Source organism: Streptomyces sp. NPDC046716 (genome assembly GCF_040645755.1).
Classification (GTDB): Bacteria; Actinomycetota; Actinomycetes; order Streptomycetales; family Streptomycetaceae; genus Streptomyces.
On sequence record NZ_JBEYYU010000056.1, the window covers coordinates 36,466 to 58,099 of the forward strand.

Here is a 21,634-nt window from a genome sequence, read left to right on the forward strand (position 1 = left end):
TCTCAGCGGTTGCGGGGGTGGTTGCGCGCCGCGCGCTCGTTGCCGTGCTTGTACGCGCCGGTCCAGCGGGCCATCACCAGCTGGGCGTCCCCCGCCTCGACCTCCGCGAGGAACTTCCCGGCCCGCGCACCGCGCAACGTACCGGCGGCGCGGCCCTGATGGGTGATCGTCACGGTGCCGTCGGGGCGCTGGTCGTAGGTGAAGCCGTAGGGGCGTGGCATGGCGCGATGGTAGGCCCCGGGCGGGCGGGGCCCCCACCTGTTTTCGGGTTCAGCAGACGTGCCGGTCGCGCTCGGCCGAGTACAGGTGGCTGTCGCGGAACTGGGCGGCGCCGAGGGTGCGGCCCACCAGGATGACCGCGGTGCGCTGGACGCCGGACGCCTTCAGCCGGTCCGCGATGTCGCCGAGGGTGCCGCGCAGGACGAGTTCGTTGTCGCGGCTGGCGTAGGCGACGACCGCGGCGGGGCAGTCGGCGCCGTAGTGCGGCAGCAGCTCCGCGACGATGCGGTCGGCGTAGCGGGCGCCCAGGTGCAGGACCAGGAGGGCGCCGGACGCGCCCAGCGTCGCCAGGTCCTCGCCGGGCGGCATGGGCGTCGCCTGCTGCGCGACGCGGGTCAGGATCACCGTCTGGCCGACCGTGGGGACGGTCAGTTCGCGCTTGAGGGCCGCTGCCGCCGCCGCGAACGCGGGCACCCCGGGCACGACCTCGTACGGGATGCCGTGCGCGTCCAGGCGGCGCATCTGTTCCGCCACCGCCGAGAAGACCGACGGGTCGCCGGAGTGCAGGCGGGCCACGTCGAGCCCGGCCTCGTGAGCGGCGACGAACTCCCGCTCGATGGCGTCGAGGTCGAGGTCGGCCGTGTCGATGAGCTTCGCGTCCGGCGGGCACTCCGCGAGGAGTTCGTCCGGGACCAGTGAACCCGCGTACAGGCACACCTGGCACGCGGCGAGGGTGCGCGCGCCGCGCAGGGTGATCAGGTCGGCGGCCCCGGGGCCCGCTCCGATGAAGTGAACCGTCATGAGCGACCGACCCCCGCTGTTTTCGTTGCTGACCATTGGGTGACCGGCATCGCCTGACGCCAGCCCGTGAAACCGCCGACCGGCACGGCGTGCGCGACGGAGAGGCGGGTGAGATCGCCGCCGTGGCGCCGGTACCGGTCGGCGAGCAGCGCCTCCGACTCCAGCGTCACCGTGTTCGCGACCAGCCGCCCGCCCTCGCCCAGCGCCTCCCAGCACGCGTCGAGCAGGCCCGGCGCGGTCAGGCCGCCGCCGATGAACACCGCGTCGGGCGGCGGGAGTTCGGCGAGCGCGGCCGGGGCGGCGCCCGTCACCACGTGCAGGCCGGGGACGCCGAGCCGGGCCGCGTTGCGGGTGATCCGCCCGGCCCGCTCGGGCGAGCGCTCCACCGTGTACGCGCGGCAGGAGGGGTGCGTGCGCATCCACTCCACGGCGATCGAGCCGGAGCCGCCGCCCACGTCCCAGAGGAGTTCGCCGGGGGCGGGCGCGAGCGCCGCCAGGGTCGCGGCCCGGACATGGCGCTTCGTGAGCTGCCCGTCGTGCTCGTACGCGGCGTCGGGCAGCCCCGGCACCGCGCCCAGGCGGAGGGCGTCCGGGGCGCGCAGGCAGTCGACGGCGATGACGTTCAGGGCGTCGCCGGGCGGGTGCGTCCAGTCCTCGGCCACGCCCGCGTACGCCGCCTCGGACTCCGCGCCGAGCTGCTCCAGGACCGTCATCCGGCTGGGGCCGAAGCCCCGGTCGGTCAGCAGCGCGGCGACCGTCGCCGGGGTGTCCGCGCCCGCCGACAGGACGAGGACCCGTCGCCCGTCGTGCAGGACGGCCGCGAGCCGGTCCGCCGGGCGGCCGACCAAGGACACCGTCTCGGTGCCCTCCAGCGGCCAGCCGACGCGGGCGCAGGCGTAGGAGACGGAGGAGGGGTGCGGGAGGACGCGGAGGGCGTCGGCGCCCGCGATCTCGGTGAGGGTGCGGCCGATGCCGTAGAACATGGGGTCGCCGCTGGCCAGGACCGCGAGGCGGGAGCCCCGGTGGCGGTCGAGGAGGGCGGGCACGGCGGGGCGCAGCGGGGACGGCCAGGCGACGCGCTCCCCGGCGCAGTCGGCCGGGAGCAGGGCCAGCTGGCGCGGGCCGCCGACGATCACCTCGGCGTCGGTGAGCGCGGCCCGGGAGACGGCCGGCAGGCCCGGCCAGCCGTCGGCGCCGATCCCTACGACCGTCACGGGTGTCGGATGCGCGGGAGTCACTGCCAGGTACCTCGTGCCGGGTGCGTCATGCTCGAAAAACATCGACGCCGTCAAGAACGTCGAGGTCGGGAGCCGCACTCTATCGGGCGACATCGGCTCCCCCGCCGAGCGCCCCAGGGAGACCCCCCTTGTCCCGCACCCCCCTCACCGGCCGCACCGCGCCCATCATGCCGAGCCGCGCCCTGCCGCTGACCCTCGACTTCTACGCCGCCCTGGGCTTCGCCGCCACCACCCACCTGCCCGACGACGGCTATCTGATCGTCGTACGCGACGAGGCCGAACTGCACTTCTTCCACGCGCCCCGCACCGACCCCCTGACCACGGCGCACGGGGCGTACCTGCGGCTCGACGGCGGGGCGCACGTCGCCGACGCGCTGTTCGACGAGTGGCGCGCGACCGGGCTGAGCACCGACCCGTACGCGACGCCGCGGCTCGTCGAGCCGGACGACACGGTGTACGGGATGCGGGAGTTCGCGCTCGTCGACCCGGACGGGAATCTGCTGCGCGTCGGTTCCGTCCTGGAGGCCACCGAGGGCTGATCCGGTGGCCGTCGCGGGGGCCGTTCCCGGGGCCGACCGACGCGCCGCCCGGCGTCACGGTCCGCGGAACCGCCCCTTCCACGGTGTTACCTCGAACCTCCGGGACACCGAGCGGGAGGAAACGAGACGCACATGGCCAGGTACGGGGCGGCGCGGGCCTGGGTCGTGTCCGCCATGGTGCTGGGGGCATCGACGACGGGGATGTCGGCGCACGCCGCCGACGGGGACGGCGCGGACACCGGGCACGCCGCCGTGGTGTGGCCGGTGACGGCGACCCCGCACATGACGGCGGCGGCGCTCGGCGCGGGCGACGACGCGCGGGCGGTCTTCGACTCCGACGAGCTGGCCGCCCTGTTCGCGGACGGCGGGCGGCTGCACGAGGTCGTCGAGGCGGGCCGGGGCCGCGAGGTGAACTGGGTGCTCGACCCCGATCTGGTGCTCGCCGCGCAGGCCATGGCGCGCGGCTACCGCGTCGCGGACAGCGCCGACTCCTCCAACCCGCAGGACAGCACGCAGGGCACCGGGCAGAGCGCCGCCCGCGCGTGGCTGGCCGATCTGAAGAGCGCGGTGCGCGGCCGGGACGTGTGGCTGCTGCCGTACGCGGACACCGACCTCGCCTCCCTCGCCCACCATCCGTCCGCCGACACCGACGATCTGACGGAGGTCGTCGCGAACCTCGCGGAGGACGCCAAGAAGGACGTCGACTCGATCCTCGGCACCGGGACCAGGACCGGCCTGGGCTGGCCCGCGGACGGCGCCCTCGACACCCGGATCACCGGGGTCGCGGGCAAGCTGGGCCTGACGTGGATGCTCGCCTCGGGCCAGGGCCTCACCCCGGCCGGCGCCGACCCGGTGACCCTCGGCGACGGCGACGACGCGATCACGGCGCTGCCGTACGACACGGACGTGACGACGGCGCTGGCCCGCATCGAGGACGCGGAGGTGCCCGGCGACTCGTCGGCGAGCCCCGGCGCGTCACCGAGCCCGTCCGCGTCCGGTACGCCCTCCGGCGCCTCGCCCACGGCGTCCGCCGGCGGCACCGCGTCCCCGTCCGGCTCCCCGTCGCCCTCCGCCTCCGCGTCGGAGGAGCCCGACACCCCCGATCCCGAGACCGTCGACCGCGTCACCGCGCTCCTGAAGGCGAACACCCGGCCCGTCGTCGTCCCGCCCCGCGAGCTGTCCGGCACCGCGGCGAACGCGCTGGCCGCCGCGATCGACTCCGGGACCGACGACGGCTGGCTGGAGCCGGAGGGCATCCGCACCGCCGACAACGACCCGGTCGACGGGCAGGCGGGCGCGTCGTCGGCGTACCCGTCGAAGCTGCGCGCGAGCGAGCTGACGTCCACTCAGCTCCAGGCCGCGGCGGCCGACCTGGACGGTCTGGCCACCCTCTCGAAGGTGCTCGCCGACCCGAAGGTCACCACGGCCTCCGTGCACGCGGCGATGGCCCGCGCCCTGTCGACGGCCTGGCGGGCGCAGGACGACGCCGGGCAGGAGACGTTCCAGCGGCGCACGAGCGCGTTCCTCAGCACGTCCGTGGAGTCGCTGCGGATGGTGCCGAAGTCGACGGTCACGGTGACCTCGGGCGACGCGACGATCCCGGTGACCGTCGACAACGGTCTCCAGCAGCCGGTCGCCGGCCTCGAACTGCGGGTCACCTCCAGCGACGCGGAGCGGCTGAGGATCAACGACGGGACGCTGGCGGTGGAGGCCGCCGGTTCGGCCAGCCACACCAACCAGGTCTCCGTCACCGCGAAGGCCAACGGCAAGGCGCAGCTCACGGCCCGGCTCTACACGACCAGCGACGGCCGGCCGTGGGGCGATCCGATGACCTTCGAGGTGGACGTCGCCTCGGTGCCGACGGGCGCGATCACCGTGGTCGGCGCCGGGGTCGCGCTGATCGTGCTGGCGGCGGCGTTCCGGATGCGGAACGTGCGCAGGCGCCGGGCGCGGGAGCAGGCCCCGCAGGACACGCACGCCCCCGACGGTCAGGACTGAGCGCGCAGGGTGCGCAGGATCAGCCACTGGTCGCCCCACGCCATCGCGGTGCCGAGCACGGCCGTCAGGATGCCGACGGTCACCCCGCCGACGGCCGTGCCGACCGCGAACCCGGCCGCGCCGAGCAGCGCGTGCACGGCGAAGCGGAGGGCGACCAGGCCGACGGCGATCAGCCGGGTGCGCCTGTTCTTCCACAGGGCCTTCATCAGGCGCATCCGCGTCCTGAGGACGGTGAGGGAGAGCGCCAGGTTGAGGACGATCAGGAGCGGGAGCACGGCGTACGCGACCGGGTAGGCGCGGGCGGCGTCGAAGATCCCGGCGAAGCAGCCCGCGATCGGGAAGTACCAGAGGGGCAGCCCCGTGAAGTCCGCCGTCGTACTCGGCGCCCGCGTCGTCGCTGCCTGTGTCGTCGCTGCCGTGCTCATGTCCGTGTCCCCCTGTGTGGCCGTCCGTTTCCGACACCACCGAGCTTCGCGGAGCGGAGGGGTTCCCCGGCAGAGCGAGCCGTCCTCACTCGACACGTACAAATGTCACGGCCCGCTCTTACCCGCGCGCCCTACGCTCCCGCCGTGCGCCGCCACCTCAGCCGGTACGTCGCCGTGGCCTACGCCGCGGCCGTGCTCGCCCCGCTCCCCCACGCCGTCGCCGCCCCGTTCCTGCCGTACCTGCTCGCCCTGATCATGTTCAGCGCGGGTCTCCAGGTGCCGGTGCGCGAACTGGCCCGTCTGCTGCGCGCGCCACGGGCGTTGGCCGCCGGGCTCGCCGTCCATCTCACCGCGCCGCTGCTGATCGTCCCGGCCGTCGCCTGGGCGCTGCACCGGTCGTCGGACGCGGACGGGGGCAGCGGGGTGACGGCCGCCGTGCTCCTCACCGTCGCGATGCCGGTCGCGGCGGGCGCCACGGTGTGGACGGGCCGGGGCAACGGCGATCAGCCCACCATGGTCGGCCTCGTCCTGCTGTCGACGCTGCTGAGCCCGCTGACGGTCCCGCTGACCGTGGCGGCGCTCGCGCCCCTGCTCAGCGACGCCTACGCGGGCACGCTCACCGCCGTCGCCCACGACACCGGATCCGGGCTCGCCCTGACCGGGGTGCTGCTGCCGTGCGCGGCGGGCGTCGCGGTGCGACTGCTGCTGCCCGAGCGGCCGTTGACACGGGTGCGGGGCGTGGTGCCGCCGGCCGCGCTGGCCGGCTCGCTGGTGCTGACGTACGCGAACGCGGGCGGCGCCATCGGCCCGTTCCTCGCCCACCCCCGGTTCCTGCTGCTCGGCGCCTCGCTGGGGGTGGCGGCGGCCGTGTGCGCGCTGTCGTTCGCGCTGGGGCGGCTCACCGCGCGCGTACTGCGGCTCGACCGGCCGGCCGGGGCGTCGGTCACGCTGGCCTGCGGGATGAACAACAGCAGCGCGAGCGCGGTCCTGGTCTCCGCCGCGCTGCCGGACCGGCCGCACGTGCTGCTGCCGGTCCTCGCGTACGGGATGCTCCAGAAGCTGGCCGCGAACCAGGTCGTGACCCGCGCTATGAACTCTTCTTCTTGACGGCCGCCTCGGCGTCGACGACGCCCAGGCCCAGCTTGGTGAGGTTCTTCGGGTTCTTCGCCGTGGACCGGATCGCCGACATGATCGCGTCGGGTTTCAGGCCCTGGTGGTGCAGGAGGGCGGCGACGGCGGCCACGTACGGCGACGCCATCGAGGTGCCGGAGAGCTTCCCGTAGCCGGAGGTGTCCTTCAGGGTCTCCTTCGTCCGGTACGTGGGGAGGGTGGAGAGGATGTCGACGCCGGGCGCCGAGACGGCGTCGTCCACACCGAAGTTGGAGAACGACGCGGGGGCGCCGGACGTGTCGCTGGCGCCGACGACGAGGACCGGGGTGCCCACCTTGTACGTCTGGACGTCGTCGCCGTCGTTGCCGGCCGCCGCGACGACCGTGACGCCCTTGCCGTAGGCGTACTTGATGGCCGCGTTGAGGGTGCCGCCGCGCAGCAGCTTGGCCATCAGGCCGGACTCGCCGAGCGAGAGGTTGATGACGTCGGCGCCGTGGTCGGACGCCCACTTGATGCCCTTGATGATGTTCTCGTTGGAGCCCGAGCCGTCGGCGCCGAGCACCCGCACCGGCATGATCTTCGCGCCGGGGGCGCCGCCCGCGATGCCGACGCCGTTGTCGGTGTGGGCGGCGGCGATGCCGGAGACGTGGGTGCCGTGGCCGTTCAGGTCCTTGGGGTCGTCGTCGTTGTCGACGAAGTCGTGGCCGTCGACGAGGCGGCCCTTGAGATCCGGATGGTCCTCGTCGACGCCGGTGTCGACGACCGCGATGACGGTGTCGTCGCCCTTCGAGGTGTCCCAGGCGTCCGGCAGATGGAGCGCGTCGAGGGCCCATTGGTCGTCCCGCATGGGATCGGGCTTGCTGTCGTCGTCCCCGCAGGCGGTGGCGGTCAGCAGCAGAACGGCTGCGAGGCAGAAGGCGAGAGGGGTTCGCGTGCGCATGGTCCGAGCCTGCGGCCGGGGCCGCGCTCGGGCATGTGGGGGCGGGCCGTGTGGGTGACCCGCGCCTCAGGCCCGGTTCGCGGGCCAGTCCGGCACCCACAGCTCGTCGTCGGGGACCGGCTCGTCTCCGTAGCGGCCGGTCAGGTACGCGCGCAGGGAGCGCAGCGCCGGGTGCGGGTTGTCGTCGCGCCACAGCAGCCAGTGCGGGTAGACGGGCGTGGGCCGGGTGACGGTCAGGAAGTGCAGGCCGAGGCCGGTGGGGCGGGTGAGCGGGGTGCGGGTGCCGATGAACGTGCCCAGGTCGTCGGAGGCGGTGATCGTCCGCGCCATGTGCTCCATGCCGAACGCGGGCCCCGACGCGTCCAGGCGGATGCCGAACGCGGCCGCGAACGCCGCGTAGTACACGCCCCATTCGGCCGTCGTGTCGAGCCCCGGCATCCAGATCCGCAGCCCGGCGAGGCCGGCGGGCGAGACGGTCTCCGCACCGGCCAGCGGGTGCGCGGGGCCGACCGCCAGGACCACCGGCTCGTCGAGGACGCGGGCGGTGCGCACCGGCGCGGGCAGCCGTCCGGCGGGCAGGCTGTGCGCCCAGAACGCGGCGTCCACGCCCCCGTCCCTGACCGCTTCGAGCGCGGCCCGGCCCGCCGCCCGGACCACCACCACGTCGAGCGCCGCGTCCGGGTGGGCGCGGTGGAAGTCCTGGAGCAGCCCGGCCGTGCTCACGCGCGTACCGAGCACGTCCACGCGCAGCGGCCGCGCGCCGGGCCGCACCGCCGCCTCCGCCGCCGCGACGGCCGCGAGGACGGACCGCGCGTGCGGCAGGAACGCCTGTCCGTCGAGGGTGAGCCGCGCCCCGCGCGGGGTGCGCAGCAGCAGCCGTGTGCCGAGCTGCCGCTCCAGGGCGGCGATGCGCTTCGAGGCGGCCTGCTGGGTGATGCCGAGATCGACGGCGGCGAGCTGGATCTGCCCCTCCTCGGCGACGGCGACGAAGGTGCGTACGGCTTCCGGATCCACTCCGCCATACAACCACGGGTTGTACCGGGATGGCGTGCCGGTTGTTTGATCGGGGGCGGGGCCGGCGGCTTGGATCGCAGGTCATGAGCGAGGTACGGGTGGGGCGGCCGGGGCGGCTCGGGCGGGATTTCGGGTGGCTGTGGGCGGCGTTCGCGGTCAGTTCGGCGGGCACGATGCTGGCCTTCGACGCGTTCGCGCTGATCGCGGTGACGGTGCTGCACAGCAGCCCCGCGCGGGTGTCGTTCCTGTCGGCGGCCGGGATCGCGGCGGGCGCGCTGTTCGCGGTGCCGCTGGGGCCGTGGGTGGAGTTCCGCCGCAAGCGGCCGGTGATGATCGCGGCGGATCTGGTGCGCTGCGCCGCCCTGCTCACCCTGCCGCTCGCCTACGCCCTGCACACCCTCGGCTATGCGCAGTTGGTGCTGGTGTCCGTGGTCGTGGCCACGGCCGACATCGTCTTCCGGGCCGCGAGCGGCGCCCATCTGAAGGCGCTGGTCCCGCAGGAGGGGCTGATGGTGGCCTCCGCCCGGTTCGAGTCGACGACGTGGACGACGACGGCGCTCGGCCCGCCGCTCGGCGGCGCCGCGATCGGCCTCTTCGGCCCGCTGACCACCGTCGCCGGGGACGCGGCCAGCTATCTGCTGTCGGCGCTCGGCGTCCACCGCATCCGCCGCCCCGAGCCCGCGCCGCCCGTCGCCGCCTCGAACCGGCTGACCCGCGCGGACATCCTGGAGGGCTGGCGTCACCTCTGGCGCACCCCGCACCTGCGCGCCCTGTTCCTGAACTCGACCCTCGTCAACGGCCTGATCATGGTCGGCGCCCCGCTGATGGCGGTCCTGATGCTGCGCGAACTCGGCTTCCCCGCCTGGGAGTACGGCCTCGCCTACGGCATCCCGTGCGTCGGCGGCCTGATCGGCTCGCGCCTGTCGTCACGCCTCGTGCGCCGGTACGGGGAACGGCGCGTCCTGCGCTGGAGCGGCACCGCGCGCGTGTGCTGGCCGGTGGGCCTGGCCTTCACCGGCACCGGTACGGGCGGGCTGCTGACGGTGATGGCCGTCGAGCTGGGCCTGATCACCTGCATCGGCGTCTACAGCCCGGTCCTGGCGAAGGAACGCCTCCAGCACACCGATACGGACCGCCTCGCCCGGGTCCTGTCGGCCTGGACGGTCACCGGCCGGGCGGTGACGGCCACCCTGACGCTGGCCTGGGGCGCCCTGGCCTCCCTCATCGGCACCCGCCCGGCCCTCGCGGTGGCCGGAGTGCTGCTCCTCTTCACCCCGGCCCTGCTCCCTACAGCTCCCCGCGACCCGCTGCCGCAGGGAACGCCGCGTGCGGAGAGCTCCGGAACCTGATCCCGACGGGCCGTGGCCCCCGGCGCCACCCGATCAGGCGCCCCCGGATGCCGGTCCCCGCGACCCTGTACAGAGTTGCCGCATGGCCGCCCCCTCCTCCTCGTACGGCGCCGTCCCCCTGGTTCCCGGTGCCGAGCCCCTGCCCGAACTCGATGTGCCGCCGCCCGGTCGGCAGCATCGGCTGACCGTGCTGCTGCGGCTGCTGCTCCTGCTGCCGCACGCCGTGCTGCTCGCCGTCCTCGGCGTCGTGACGTTCTGCGTGGCGGTCGTGGCGTGGGTGGCCACGCTGATCCTCGGGCGGGTGCCGGACTCGCTGGAGCAGTGGCTCGCGGGGTACGTCGGCTACGCGACCCGGTTCGACGCGTCGGCGATGCTGCTGACGGACCGCTACCCGCCGTTCCAGGTGCTCGGGGAGCCCGGCGGCTACCCGGTCCAGGTGCGGCTGCGCTCCACCGCCCTGAACCGCCTCGCGGTCTTCTTCCGGCTGCTGCTCGTCATCCCGGCCGCCGTCCTGGCCTCCCTCGCGGTGGCCGGATGGTGGGCGGTCTCGGTGGTGTCCTGGATCGTGGTGCTGGTGCTCGGGCGGATGCCGCTGCCCCTGTTCGAGGCGACGGCGGCCGTGCTGCGGTACCGGATGCGGGTGACCGCGTACGTGCTGCTGCTGACCTCCGCCTATCCGAAGCGGCTGTTCGGCGACCAGAGGTCGGCGGACGCCGTCATCGGGATCGTGCGCGGCCCCTCGGCGACCCGGCCGCTGATGGTGGGCACGGCAGGACAGGTCCTCGTCGGCGCTTTCCTCCTGCTGGGCCTGGTGGGCGGGGGCGGGAACGCGGTGACGTACGAACCGGCCCCGGCCCAGGCGGGCACCCCCTGAGCGACCGTCAGGCCGCCCGTGGCACCGTCGCGGGACCCCCGTCCGCCGCGTCCGCCGCGTCCTCCCCGTCGTCGTCGGCCAGCAGCCCCGTGAGCCCGGTCCGCGCCCCGCGCGCGTACTCCTCGGCCCGGCGCCCCGGCGGCAGCAGGCCGTCGAGCAGGGCCTCCGCGCGGCGGCGCACCGGAGCCAGGTAGGGGGAGTGCGGCGCCCGGGCGCCGTGCAGGGCGTCGACGGCGCCGAGCAGCCGGGCCGCGGCCGGGCCGTCGCCGGAGAGGGCCGTCGCGTCGGCGAGGAGTTCCCCGGCGCAGTGGACGCCGCCCGGCGAGCCGTACGCGAGGAACGTCCGCAGCGCCGCCCGGGCCAGGCACCGCGCGGAGTCGGCGTCCCCGGACCAGCGCAGCACCTCCGCCCGCACATACCGCGTCCACGCCTCCGCCCACCCGTCGCGCACCGCTCCGGGGTGCGCGGGGCCCGGCTGCGCGGCCTCCAGGGCGGCCTCCGGGTCGGTGCGGACCAGAGCCAGGGCCAGCGCGGCCCGGCACTGGGCCGGTCCCGGGCCGAAGTCCGGTCCGTCACCGATGAGTTCGAGCGCCGCACGGAACTCCGCGGCAGCCGCCTCGGCGCGGCCCTGCCAGAGCGCCACGACGCCGCGCAGGTGGGCGAGCAGGCCCAGACAGTGGTCGTCGCCCTCGCGCACCGCCGCCGCCCAGCCCGCCGTGAGCAGTGGGTCGGCGGCCTCGGGCCCGCCCAGGTCCAGTGCGAGGCGGGCCGCGAGCCACAGCGCCCGCGCGGGCGGCGGGTCCTGGTGCAGGGCGAGGGCGTGGCGCAGCAGGGCGCGGCCCTCGGCGGTGTGCCCGCACGCCGTCCACAGGAACCACAGGTGCACCACGACGTCCACGGCGGTGGCCGCCTCGGCGTGCGGGGACAGCGGTGAGGTCGACGGGTCCATCGCCGCGCGCAGCCCGGGCAGTTCGCGCCGGGCGAGCGCCACGGCCTCGTCCTGGCGGCCCGCGGTCCACCACTCGGCGGCCTGCCGGGCGACGCCGAGCGCCCAGCGGCGGTGCGCGAGGACGGCCGCCCAGCGTTCACCGGCCAGCTCCAACTCACCTATGGCTACGGCACGTTGGGCCGGCGGCAGGTGATAGCGGCCGGTGTGCGGGTCCTGGAGCAGGGTGTGCGGGGCGATGCGGTCGAGGACGGCCGGCACCTCGGCGGCGGGCAGCGGACCGCCCCCGCACACCTCGGGCGCCGCCTCCCGCTCGAAACCGTCCTCGAAGACGGCGAGCCTGCGCCACAGCAGCCGTTCGACGCGGGAGCAGCGGGCGTAGGACCGCGCGGCGGCCGCCAACTGCCGTTCCCCGGGGCCGATGCCGTCCGGATCGCCACCGGCCGCCGCCCAGGCACGGGCCGCTTCGAGGAGCGGCCCCGGCACCCCGCCGAACCTCCGGCACAGCCGGGCCGCGCCCCGCGGGTCCCGGGCCACGGCCGCGTCGCCGAGCACGGCCCGCAGCAGCTCCAGCGCCGCGGACGGCCGGACCGCGCCGTCCGCACCCTCCTCGCCGTTCTCGCCGTCCGAAGTGGCCAGCGGGCGCAGCACCATGACGGTCTCGCCGCGCAGATGGCAGGGGCGCTCCGCGACGACCAGCACCGTCAGCTCCGGCACGTCCAGGAGCAGCGACGCCACGAGGGCGGTGCCCGCGCCGCCGAGATGGTCCCAGTCGTCGAGCACCAGAAGCGGGCCGCGCACCCCGGCGAACCGGTGCCGCAGCCGCGCCCCGACCCCGGGGAGCATCTCCGGCTCGTACCCGGCGCCCGACTCCCACACCACCTCGCGCCGCACCAGCTGACCCGCGGCTTCCAGGGCGAGCCGGGTGCGGCCCACCCCGGGCAGCCCCGTCAGGGAGACCAGGCGGGCGGTGGCGAGCCGGGACAGCAGGGCCGCCAGATCACGGGCCCGGCCCACCAGTTGGGCGGTGTCCGGCGCGTCCTCGGCGTGGTGCGGCGTCATCGTGCCCGATCCCCCGGTTCCGGCCACAAAGGCCCGTTCAGTCTCCGAGGGACCTGCATGCCCTATTTAATGCATATGCCTGGGGTCCATGTTCGTACGGCGTGCGGCGCCACGACGGGCCGACCGGGACAACCACCGAGGAGGGGCAGTGCGCACACGGGAATCCGCCGTCTCGGAGGCCGATCTCACCCTGATCCACGCACTGCAGCTCGCCCCGCGCGCCACCTGGGCCCAGCTCGCCGGGGTGCTCGGCCCCGCCGCCGACACCCTGGCCCGGCGCTGGGCCCGGCTCACCCAGCGCGGCCACGCCTGGTCGGGGGTGCTGCCGGGCGCGCTGACGGCGGGCAGCCCCGCCGTGACCACCGCCTGGATCAGGATCGAGTGCGCGGCGGGCACCGTGCCGGCCACCGCGGCCGCCCTCACCGAGGACCCCGGCACCCTGACCGTGCAGCACGTCACCGGCGTCGCCGACCTCGTCGCGTACGTCGCCACGCCCGACCCGGCCGCCCTCGACGCCTACGTCGTGGAGCGGCTGCACCGGCTGCCCGGCGTCCGCGCCACCCGCACCCATGTCGTCACCGCCCTGTACAGCCCGGCGGCGCCCACCCGCCTGGACCAGCTCACGCCCCGTCAGGCGCGCGCGGTGCGGGACCTCGGCGGCCGCCCGGCCCGCACCGCGCGTGCCGCACCCCTCGACACCCCCGACCCGGTCGACCAGCGGCTGCTGCTCGCGCTCGCCGAGGACGCAAGGACCGGCGTCGCCACCCTCGCCCAGCGGATCGGCGCCAGCGAATCGACCGCGCGGCGCCGCCTCGCCCGGCTGGCGGCGACCGACGCCGTGCTGTTCAGAACCGAGGTGGCCCCGCGCCACTCCGGCCGCCCCGTCTGGGCCCTGATCTGCGCCGACGTCCCCCCGGACCAGCTCGTCCCGGTGGCCGCCGCGGTGGCCAGGCTGCGCGGCACCCGCACCGTCACCGCCGTGACCGGGCCGCACAACCTCTTCGTCTGCGCCTGGCTGAACCGCGTCGAGGAACTGCCCGGCTACACCGAGAAACTGGCGCGCACCGCCACCGGACTGCGCATCGCCGACACCGAGGTCTCGCTGCGCGCGCACAAGCTGGGCGCCCATGTGCTCGGCCCCGAGGGACACCGCGAGCGCGTCGTCCCGCCGGACATCTGGGGCATCTCCGCCCGCGCCTGACGGCGTGTACACCCCGGCTCGCGGCGGCCGCGCTGCCACAGTGACCACGAATGACCCCCTATACCCCACTTCATCGGTGACGTACCGATCCGGGAGCTTTCGTGGCACACGTACACGTGATCCTCAACCAGAAGGGCGGCGTCGGTAAGTCCACGCTCGCCGTGAACCTCGCCGCCGTGACGGCCGACGTCCTCGGAGGCCCCCTCTCCGGCGGCGACGGACAGCCGCCCGTCGTCGCCGTCTCCATCGACCCGCAGGGCTCCGCCGTGTGGTGGTCCGAGCGCGTCGGCGACGGCCTGCCCTTCGACTTCGTGCAGGCCCACGACGACCTCGCGGGCCTGGCCGCCCTGTCCCGCATCCCGTCCGCGCAGCACGTCTTCGTCGACACCCCGGGCTGGCTCGACCTCGCCGAGGGCGAGGGCGCCGACCCCCTCGGCAAGGGCGCGGCCGCCGACGCGCTGCGCGCGGTGCTCTCCAACGCCACCGACGTCATCGTCCCCATCGAGCCCGAGCCGCTCGGCTTCCAGCCGACCCAGCGCACGGTCGAGAAGGTCGTGAAGCCGCGCGGGCTGCCGTTCCGCGTCGTCATCAACAACTGGGACCCGCGCGACGGCAAGGCCGACCTGGAGCAGACCCGCGCCTTCGTCGAGGGCCAGGGCTGGCCGCTCGCCCGCACCGTCGTACGCCACTACAAGCTGCACACCCGGGCCAGCGCGGACGGCCTCGTCGTCACCCAGTACGGCGCCAACAAGGTCGCCCTCCAGGCCCGCGAGGACTTCTTCCGCCTCGCCCTGGAAGTCGGCCTCGCCGCCATCCCGAAGCCCGCCCGGCGCAAGAAGACCACCCGCGCGAAGAAGAAGGTGACCGCCTGATGGGACGCAGAACCGATCTGTCCTCCCTGCTGGCGGCGGCCAAGGACGGCGAGCCGGCCATGGCGACGGCGGTGCGGGGGCGCCCCGACACCAAGCCGCTGACCGTCTCGGTGGGCGAGCTCGCCGAGAACCCCGACAACCCGCGCCACGAACTGCGCGACCTGGAGGGACTCGCCGAGACGGTCCGCGAGCGCGGCGTCCTCCAGGCCCTGGGCGTCGTCCCGGCCGCCGTCTTCCTCACCGCCCACCCGCACCACAAGGAGGCCGTCGGCACCTCCCCGTACGTGGTCCTGCACGGCCACCGCCGGCTCGCCGCCGCCCGGCTGGCGGGCCTGGACGAGGTGCCCGTCCTGGTCCGCGACGACGCCACCCGCTCCGACGAGGACGCGCTCATCGAGAACGTCCAGCGCGACGACCTCACCGAGCTGGAGCAGGCCCAGGCGATCCAGGGCCTGATCACCGCGTACGGCTACTCGCAGCGGCAGGTCGCCGCCCGCATCGGCAAGACCCAGGGGTTCATCTCGCAGCGGCTGTCCCTGATGAAGCTGCGCGAGGACCTCCAGGAGGCGCTGGCCGACGGCCGGGTGTCCGTCGAGGACGCCCGGCGCATCGCCCGGCTCCCCCGCGACGAGCAGGAACTGCCCGGACCGGTCACCGGGGCGACCGTCCCCGCGGCCCGCCAGGAGAAGCGGGAGCGCCGGAAGAACGATTACGGCGTAATCGAGCTCGACAGCCGCTCGACGCCGGACGAGATCGTGGAGGCCCTGCGCCGCCATCTCGCCCCGGCCGCGCTGGACCGCGTACTGGAGCTGCTGAGCCGGTAGTCCCTTACCGTTGCCCCGTGCTCGAAGTGCCGTCCCCGTCCGTGACCCACGCGCCGCCGCCCGCCGAGGCCGTCGCCCCGCTGCTGCGCGGCCTCGACGTCCTGCGGCGCCTCACGGACGCGGACGGCACCCTCGCCCTCGCCGAACTGGCCCGGGCCACCGGACTCGCCCGCTCCACGGTCGACCGGATCTGCGCGACCCTCGCCCACCTCGGGTACCTCCGCCTCGACGGACGGGACGCCTCCCTCGCCCCGCCGCTCATGGCCGTCGCCAACGCCTGCCTCGACGCGCTGCGGGTGCCGGAGCTGCTCGGCCCGCTCGCCGACCGGCTCGCCGACGCGCTCGACGAGTCCGTGTCGATCGCCGTGCCGGACGGCGACGACATCCGCTTCGTCCACCAGGTGCTGCGCCGGCGCGCCCTGTCGATCAGTTTCCGGGTGGGCGATCCGCTGCCCGGGGACGGCTCGGCGCCGGGGCTGGTCTTCCGGCGGGGCGCCGCCCCGGCCGTCGACGACCAGCTCGTCGAGCCGGGGCTCATCGCGGTGGCGATGCCGGTACGGGGGCCCTCCGGGGAGACCGTGTGCGCGGTGAGCGTGGTCAGCCACACCAGTCGGCACTCCGCGGAAGGGCTGGCGCAGGCCGTACGGGGGGCGCTGTCGGCGTGCGTGCGGGAGATGGAGGACGTGCTCCGCGATGCCGCGGGCGCCTCGGGGCTCCGCCCCGGACCCCGCTCCTCAAACGCCGGAGGGGCTGAGAATGCCCGCGCTTCCCTCAACGCCGGAGGGACTGAGAATGCCCGCGTTTCCCTCAACGCCGGAGAGGCCGAGAATGCCCGCGTTTCCCTCAACGCCGGAGAGGCCGAGAATGCCCGCGCTTCCCTCAAGGCCGGAGGGGCCGAGAACGCCCCCGTTCAAGCGCTGGCCCGCGGTCTCTCCCTGCTCACCGTGTTCGGCGCGGAGCGCCCCGCGCTGACGCTCACCGAGATCGCCGAGGCCACCGGCCTCTCCCGCGCCACCGCCCGCCGCGCCCTCATCACCTACGCGCACCTGGGCTACGTACGCCAGGACGGCCGCGTCCACCGGCTCACCCCGCGCGTGCTCGGCCTGGGCTGCGCGCCCCTGTCCCGGACGACGCTGCCGCGGATCGCGGAACCCCATCTCGCCGCGCTGTCCGACACGCTCGGCGAATCGGTGGGCCTCTCGGTGGCCGACGGGGAATCGGTGCGCTGCACCGCGCGGATCGCGCCGCGCCGGGTGATGAGCGTCGACATCGGCGTCGGCACCCGCCTGCCGGCCGCGGCGACCGCCGCCGGCCGGGTGCTGTCCGGGGAGAGCGAAGAGGCCGTGGCCGACGGGCCCGAGGACGGGCTGTGGTCGGTCGCCGTACCGCTGCGCGGACGGGACGGCCGCATCGTCTCCGCCCTCGACGTCACCGCCCACCGGGGCCGCGGCGAGGCCGTCGCGTGGGCGGCGGCGCTTCGCGCGACAGCCGCCCGGATCGAGGCGGAACTGCGGGTCACCTCACGGTTCGTGACCGTCCCGCACCTCTGACGCGCTGAGACGCGGGTCTCAGGAGCGGACGGACCTTCGGCCCTACCCCGGGCCGACCAAGTCCCCGGACCCTTTACACGTCATGCCTTTCTCCGGCTCCAGCAGCTTCACCTCGCCCACCCGTGTGGCACGGACGACCGTGCGCCCCACGGGCCGCTGGCGTGCCGCGCTGCTGGTCTCGCTGGTGTCGGTCGTCAGCATCATCTCGCTCGGCCTCGCCACCCCGGCCGACTTCCGGGTCCGGGCGCTGCTCGGCCTGGTGCCGATCGCCGTGGCGGTCCTGACCTCCGTCATGACGACCGCCGTCGTCACCGGAAGCCTGCTCGCCCTCTACATCGCGCTCCAGATCATCGACCCCACCCCGTCCGGCGGCTGGGCGGTGGTCGGCCCGCTGCTCATCGGCACCGGCGGACTGCTCGGCGTGCTGATCGCCCGCCGCCGCGAGGAGCAGCAGGCCCGCATCCAGGCCGTCGTCGACATCGCCGAGGCGACCCAGCGGGCCGTGATGCGCGCCCTGCCCGACCACGTCGGCGATCTGCACATCGCCGACTTCTACCAGCCGGCCGCCCGCGCGGCCCGGGTCGGCGGCGACTGGTACGACTTCCAGCCCTCCCCGCACGGCGTGCGCGCCGTCCTCGGCGACGTCAGCGGCAAGGGCCTGCCCGCGGTGTCCGCGTCGGCTTCCCTGCTCGGCGCGTTCCGCGAGTCCGGGTACCACGAGGCCGATGTCCGCGAGGTGGCCCGCCGCCTGGAGATCGCCATGCAGCGCTACAGCGCGTGGGCCCGGGTGATGGGCGAGGAGGAGCTGCCGGACGCGTTCTCCACGGCGCTGCTGCTGCACTTCCCGCCCGGCCTCGACGCCGTGGACATCGTGAACTTCGGCCACGAGCCGCCGCTCGTCGTCGGCGCCGACGGCCGCGTGCACACCCCCGAGGTGCCGCCGGGCGTCCCGCTCGGCATGGGCGCGATCGGCGCGGAGCTGCCCGGTCCCGTGCGGCTGCCGTTCGGGGTCGGCGACACGCTCGTGCTGTTCACCGACGGCGTCACCGAGTGCCGGGACGACGACGGCGCCTTCTATCCCGTACGGGACCGGCTGCCCGGCCTCGCCGAACGGCTGCCCGCGGACGCGCCGCCCGGCGAACTGCTGCGCGGGCTCGTCCTCGACCTGCACGGACACCGGCACGGGCCGCCCAGCGACGACACCGCCATCACGGTCATCCGGCGGACGGCCGGGCACGTACCGCCGTACGCGGCGGACGCGGACGCCGCGCTGTACGAGCCCGCCCGCGAGGAGTCCCCCGAGGGGTCTCAGTACGCGACCGACATGCGCGAGCGCGCGTGCCCGTCCCGCTCGACCTCGTCGACGAAGGCGATCGCGTAGTCCTCGGCGCTGATCCGGCTGTTGCCGTCGGCGTCCGCCATCAGCCGGTCGCCGCCGATCCGGAACTCGCCCGTGCGCTCTCCCGGGGCGATCTCCGCCGCCGGTGAGATGTACGTCCAGTCCAGGTCCTCGACGGTGCGCAGGAACGCCAGGACGTCCCGGTGGGCCAGCGCCTCACCGATGAAGGCGTCGGGGAAGCCCGGCTGGTCCGCCAGGGCGTGCCCCGGAGCCACCTCCAGGCTGCCCGCGCCGCCGACCACCACGAGGCGCCCCACGCCCGCCCTGCGGGCCCCGGCGACCAGCGTCTCGTTCAGGTGGAGGAAGGGCGCCCTCGGGTCGCTGCCGTCGCGCGGCGGCGCCACCGCGGAGGCCACCACGTCGTGCCCCGCCACCTCCTCCGCCACCCGCTCCAGGTCGGACAGATCCGCCGCGGCCGCCGTCACCCCCGACACGGGGGAGCCGCCGGAGCGGCTGACGGCCGTGACCCGGTGGCCGCGCTCCACGGCCTCGGCGGCGATGCGGCTGCCGACCATGCCGGTGGCTCCGAACAGCACGATGTTGAGGGACATGATCACAGCGAAGCACGACGCCCGGTGGTGCGCATGTTGCGGAACGTACGCCATCAGAGGTCAATGGAGATCGGGGGAACCCCTCGCAGGCGAGCGCGGACGCCCCGGGCTCCCCCGGGTATCCGCGGAAAGGAGCCCCTCATGGCTCAGCATGCGGCCCCGGCGCCCAGGCGCGCCGCTTCCGGCCTCTCCCTCAGCAGCGCGGCCGTGGCGCTGCCGGTCAGCGCCGGCATCCTCTACGGCTTCTGGGCGGCGAACATCGAGCGCTTCGGGCAGGGCGTGACCGGCGGCAACGTCGCGCTCGGCTTCGTCACCGGCATCCTCGTCGCCGCCCTCTCCTTCGGCATCCACCAGTGGTCCCGGCAGCAGGCCGGACGTCATCTCGGGCTGCGGGCGGTCACCTGGGGAGCCTTCGCGGGCATCGCCGTGGGCTTCCTGCGCTCCCTCGGCTCCGGCATGGTGCTCTGGCCGATCGTGCTCGGCCTGATCGTCGCGGCGGCCACCACGGTGATGACGTACTACCGCTACTACACGGCGGGCGACCCGGTGTGACATGAGAGGGCGGGGAGGCCGGCCGGCCTCCCCGCTCCCTCTCGCTCGTCGTCCTCCTAGTAGTTGGTGACCCCGAACTCCACGGTGTAGTCCGAGCGGAAGTAGAAGGTGCTCGGGCTGTTGTCGTGCTTCTGGTGGTCGGGCGGGCAGGGCACCGACGTCCCCGAGCAGTCCGGCGGGTTCGCGCTGATGGACACGTAGGCGGCACTCGCCCAGCCGTGGGCTCCGGTGAACCAGTACCAGTCCGAGGTGCCGTGCACGGACGAACCGTGGGTCACGCACTCGATGCGGTCCTGGCTGCCCGGCGCCATCCGGTAGACGACGGACGACGAAGTGCTGGGCCCGGACCGGAGGTTGAGGTCCGTGGACGAGACCACCGTGCCCCAGACGACGTCCCCGCCACCGCTGTTCGCACTGGCGGGAGCCGCCGCCGACACGGCGAGCACGCCACCCGTGAGCAGGGCGGACGCGGCAAGGGCCATGGGCGTACGACGCATGATCGGCCTCCAAGCTCCCCACTCCAGATAACACCCGTTCGGCCCAACGGACCACCGGAGCGGCCCCGGCCCGCTCGCGCCCCGCCGTGGTGGGCCCTTGCCTGGAACGGTGACCCGAACCCTCCTGTCGACCGTGCTGCTCGTCCTCGCCTGTCTGCTCGTGCCCCTGGGCACCCTGTCGACCTGGGCGAAGTACGAGATCGGGGACAGCGACCGCTACGTGTCCGCGATGGCACCGCTCGCCACCCAGCCGGACGTGCGGAACGCCGTCGCGGACGCGGTCACGGACGGGGTCATGAAGAACTTCGACGTGGGCCCGCTCCAGTCCACCGTCGAGGACTATCTGCACGACGCCGTCGTCTCGTTCACCGGCACCGCCGCCTTCCAGAAGGCGTGGAACACCGCGAACCGGGCCGCCCACGACGCCGTGCAGCAGGCCATCGACGACGACAGCTCCGGCCCCGTCACCCTCGACCTCGCACCCGTCACCGAGCAGGTCAAGCGGCAACTCCAGGACGAGAACGTGCCGTTCGCGTCCCAGTTGCCCGTCACCCACACCGAGATCACCCTGCTGCCCGCCGACGACCTCGACTCACTGCGCAAGGGGCTCCACATGCTGCAAGTGGCCGGTCTGTGGCTGCCGTTGGCGGCCGTCGTGTTCGCGGTGGCGGGCCTCGCCCTCGCCGTACGCCGCCGGCGCGCGGTCGCCGCCACCGGGATCGGCATGGCGCTCGGCGCGGCCGCGCTGCTGCTCGCGCTCGTCATCGCCCGCTCGCTCACCCTCGGCGACCTCGCCGACGGCTCCGACGAGGCGGCGGCCGGCGCGGTGTACGACGCGCTCACCGCGACCCTGCGCACGGTGTCCTGGGTGATCGTGGGCGTGGGCCTGGCCGTGGCGCTGGTGGCCTGGCTGACGGGACGGTTCGGGCTCGGGGCGCGGCGCGGGGTCACCCGTTCGGCCGCGTCCGGCATGCCGTCGGGCCGTCCCGGAGGGAACCTGCCGATGACGCAGAAGGAGGGTGCCCCATGAGCCAGACCACTCCCGACCCCGGCCCCGACCCGCGCCCCGAGCCCGAGATCGGCGCCGCCTGGTCCGCCGAACACCGCACACCGCGCCCCGACCCGGCCGGCGGACCCGGCACCGGTCCCGGGCCCGGCAACGGCTGGGCGACCGGCGGTCTCATGTTCGCCGGCGTCCTGATGCTCGTCAGCGGCGTCCTCGGGATCCTCAACGGCATCGCGGGCATCGCCAAGGACGACGTCTACGGCCGCATCGGCGACTACACGTACTCCTTCAACCTCACCGCGTGGGGCTGGATCCACCTGATCATCGGCATCCTCGTGGTGCTGGTCGGCTGCGGCCTGCTCAAGAACGCCGAATGGGCCCGCGGCGCGGGCATCGGGCTCGCCGCGCTGTACATCGTCGAGTACTTCATGTTCCTGCCGTACGCCCCGGTGTGGTCGCTGATCTCGATCGGCATCGGCGTCTTCGTCATCTGGTCCCTGGCCACGGCACCGGTCCGCTCCGCTCGTTGATCGACTGCGGCCCGGTGGGGGCTGGTCGCGCAGTTCCCCGCGCCCCTGAGGCATGCGCTGCGCGCAGCCTCCCCGATGAGATGCCGCACGAAGTGCGCAGCCTCCCCTGAGATGCGCACCTGGAGAACCGCGAGACG

The 21,634-nt window shown here is 74.8% G+C and carries 22 protein-coding genes; 13 read left to right on the forward strand and 9 right to left on the reverse strand.

Going from position 1 to position 21,634, the window contains the following annotated elements; translation table 11 throughout:
• Positions 1-2: 2 nt before the first annotated feature.
• Genes ABZ930_RS32195 through cbiE form a run of 3 tightly spaced genes read right to left on the reverse strand, consistent with a single transcriptional unit; the run spans position 3 to position 2,258 of the window.
• A complete protein-coding gene (locus ABZ930_RS32195; RefSeq protein WP_361555698.1) occupies positions 3-221 on the reverse strand; it encodes a hypothetical protein in 219 nt (72 codons plus the stop codon).
• Positions 222-270: 49 nt separating this feature from the next.
• A complete protein-coding gene (gene cobM / locus ABZ930_RS32200; protein WP_361555701.1) occupies positions 271-1,020 on the reverse strand; it encodes a precorrin-4 C(11)-methyltransferase in 750 nt (249 codons plus the stop codon).
• Complete coding sequence (gene cbiE, locus ABZ930_RS32205; RefSeq protein WP_361555704.1) at positions 1,017-2,258, reverse strand: precorrin-6y C5,15-methyltransferase (decarboxylating) subunit CbiE; 1,242 nt, start codon at positions 2,256-2,258, stop codon at positions 1,017-1,019. The genes cobM and cbiE overlap by 4 nt, the downstream gene beginning before the upstream one ends.
• A gap of 128 nt (positions 2,259-2,386) precedes the next feature.
• On the opposite strand from cbiE, the gene ABZ930_RS32210 reads away from it, so the two are divergent.
• Together ABZ930_RS32210 and ABZ930_RS32215 are read left to right on the forward strand one after the other, a co-directional pair.
• Complete coding sequence (locus tag ABZ930_RS32210; protein ID WP_361555707.1) at positions 2,387-2,797, forward strand: VOC family protein; 411 nt, start codon at positions 2,387-2,389, stop codon at positions 2,795-2,797.
• Between the two features lie 132 nt (positions 2,798-2,929).
• Positions 2,930-4,795 (forward strand): DUF6049 family protein, encoded by a 1,866-nt coding sequence (locus ABZ930_RS32215; protein ID WP_361555710.1) that lies wholly within the window; start codon positions 2,930-2,932, stop codon positions 4,793-4,795.
• Here ABZ930_RS32215 and ABZ930_RS32220 read toward each other — a convergent pair.
• Positions 4,786-5,220 (reverse strand): hypothetical protein, encoded by a 435-nt coding sequence (locus ABZ930_RS32220; protein ID WP_361555713.1) that lies wholly within the window; start codon positions 5,218-5,220, stop codon positions 4,786-4,788. The genes ABZ930_RS32215 and ABZ930_RS32220 overlap by 10 nt on opposite strands.
• Before the next feature lie 102 nt (positions 5,221-5,322).
• On the opposite strand from ABZ930_RS32220, the gene ABZ930_RS32225 reads away from it, so the two are divergent.
• Entirely contained in the window at positions 5,323-6,327 is a 1,005-nt protein-coding gene (locus tag ABZ930_RS32225) for a sodium-dependent transporter (RefSeq protein ID WP_361555716.1), read from the forward strand.
• On the opposite strand, the gene ABZ930_RS32230 is transcribed toward ABZ930_RS32225, so the two are convergent.
• Both ABZ930_RS32230 and ABZ930_RS32235 read right to left on the reverse strand, forming a co-directional pair.
• Complete coding sequence (locus ABZ930_RS32230) at positions 6,308-7,270, reverse strand: S8 family peptidase (RefSeq protein WP_361555719.1); 963 nt, start codon at positions 7,268-7,270, stop codon at positions 6,308-6,310. The genes ABZ930_RS32225 and ABZ930_RS32230 overlap by 20 nt on opposite strands.
• Before the next feature lie 66 nt (positions 7,271-7,336).
• Positions 7,337-8,284, reverse strand: a complete 948-nt coding sequence (locus ABZ930_RS32235; RefSeq protein WP_361555722.1) for a LysR family transcriptional regulator — start codon at positions 8,282-8,284, stop codon at positions 7,337-7,339.
• 83 nt (positions 8,285-8,367) lie between these two features.
• Here ABZ930_RS32235 and ABZ930_RS32240 point away from each other — a divergent pair, with 83 nt between their 5' ends.
• The gene (locus ABZ930_RS32240; protein ID WP_361555725.1) at positions 8,368-9,633 is read left to right on the forward strand and encodes an MFS transporter; all 1,266 of its coding nucleotides are present in this window, start codon (positions 8,368-8,370) and stop codon (positions 9,631-9,633) included.
• An 82-nt stretch (positions 9,634-9,715) separates the two neighbouring features.
• Complete coding sequence (locus ABZ930_RS32245; RefSeq protein ID WP_361555728.1) at positions 9,716-10,507, forward strand: DUF4389 domain-containing protein; 792 nt, start codon at positions 9,716-9,718, stop codon at positions 10,505-10,507.
• 7 nt (positions 10,508-10,514) lie between these two features.
• Here the strand turns inward: ABZ930_RS32245 and ABZ930_RS32250 are convergent, their stop codons facing one another.
• Positions 10,515-12,515 carry a hypothetical protein gene (locus ABZ930_RS32250; RefSeq protein ID WP_361555731.1) on the reverse strand — a complete coding sequence of 667 codons (2,001 nt, stop codon included), beginning with the start codon at positions 12,513-12,515 and terminating at the stop codon, positions 10,515-10,517.
• Between the two features lie 148 nt (positions 12,516-12,663).
• Here ABZ930_RS32250 and ABZ930_RS32255 point away from each other — a divergent pair, with 148 nt between their 5' ends.
• From ABZ930_RS32255 to ABZ930_RS32275, 5 genes are all read left to right on the forward strand, one after another.
• Positions 12,664-13,716: an Lrp/AsnC family transcriptional regulator gene (locus ABZ930_RS32255; RefSeq protein ID WP_361555734.1), complete on the forward strand. Its 1,053-nt coding sequence runs from the start codon at positions 12,664-12,666 to the stop codon at positions 13,714-13,716.
• Positions 13,717-13,817: 101 nt separating this feature from the next.
• On the forward strand, positions 13,818-14,588 hold the full coding sequence (locus ABZ930_RS32260; protein WP_361555737.1) for a ParA family protein: 771 nt from the start codon (positions 13,818-13,820) through the stop codon (positions 14,586-14,588).
• Complete coding sequence (locus tag ABZ930_RS32265; protein WP_361555740.1) at positions 14,588-15,412, forward strand: ParB/RepB/Spo0J family partition protein; 825 nt, start codon at positions 14,588-14,590, stop codon at positions 15,410-15,412. The genes ABZ930_RS32260 and ABZ930_RS32265 overlap by 1 nt, the downstream gene beginning before the upstream one ends.
• Before the next feature lie 17 nt (positions 15,413-15,429).
• On the forward strand, positions 15,430-16,962 hold the full coding sequence (locus tag ABZ930_RS32270; protein ID WP_361555743.1) for a helix-turn-helix domain-containing protein: 1,533 nt from the start codon (positions 15,430-15,432) through the stop codon (positions 16,960-16,962).
• 82 nt (positions 16,963-17,044) lie between these two features.
• Positions 17,045-18,343 (forward strand): PP2C family protein-serine/threonine phosphatase, encoded by a 1,299-nt coding sequence (locus ABZ930_RS32275; RefSeq protein WP_361555746.1) that lies wholly within the window; start codon positions 17,045-17,047, stop codon positions 18,341-18,343.
• Here the strand turns inward: ABZ930_RS32275 and ABZ930_RS32280 are convergent.
• On the reverse strand, positions 18,271-18,912 hold the full coding sequence (locus tag ABZ930_RS32280) for an NAD(P)H-binding protein (protein ID WP_361555749.1): 642 nt from the start codon (positions 18,910-18,912) through the stop codon (positions 18,271-18,273). The genes ABZ930_RS32275 and ABZ930_RS32280 overlap by 73 nt on opposite strands.
• Positions 18,913-19,053: 141 nt before the next feature.
• Between ABZ930_RS32280 and ABZ930_RS32285 the strand changes: the two genes are divergently transcribed.
• A complete protein-coding gene (locus tag ABZ930_RS32285) occupies positions 19,054-19,464 on the forward strand; it encodes a hypothetical protein (RefSeq protein WP_361555752.1) in 411 nt (136 codons plus the stop codon).
• Between the two features lie 56 nt (positions 19,465-19,520).
• Here ABZ930_RS32285 and ABZ930_RS32290 read toward each other — a convergent pair whose 3' ends face one another.
• Entirely contained in the window at positions 19,521-19,961 is a 441-nt protein-coding gene (locus tag ABZ930_RS32290) for an SH3 domain-containing protein (RefSeq protein WP_361555755.1), read from the reverse strand.
• Between the two features lie 109 nt (positions 19,962-20,070).
• Here ABZ930_RS32290 and ABZ930_RS32295 point away from each other — a divergent pair, with 109 nt between their 5' ends.
• A complete protein-coding gene (locus ABZ930_RS32295) occupies positions 20,071-20,991 on the forward strand; it encodes a hypothetical protein (RefSeq protein WP_361555757.1) in 921 nt (306 codons plus the stop codon).
• 152 nt (positions 20,992-21,143) lie between these two features.
• Positions 21,144-21,497, forward strand: a complete 354-nt coding sequence (locus ABZ930_RS32300; RefSeq protein WP_361555769.1) for a hypothetical protein — start codon at positions 21,144-21,146, stop codon at positions 21,495-21,497.
• Positions 21,498-21,634 lie beyond the last annotated feature (137 nt).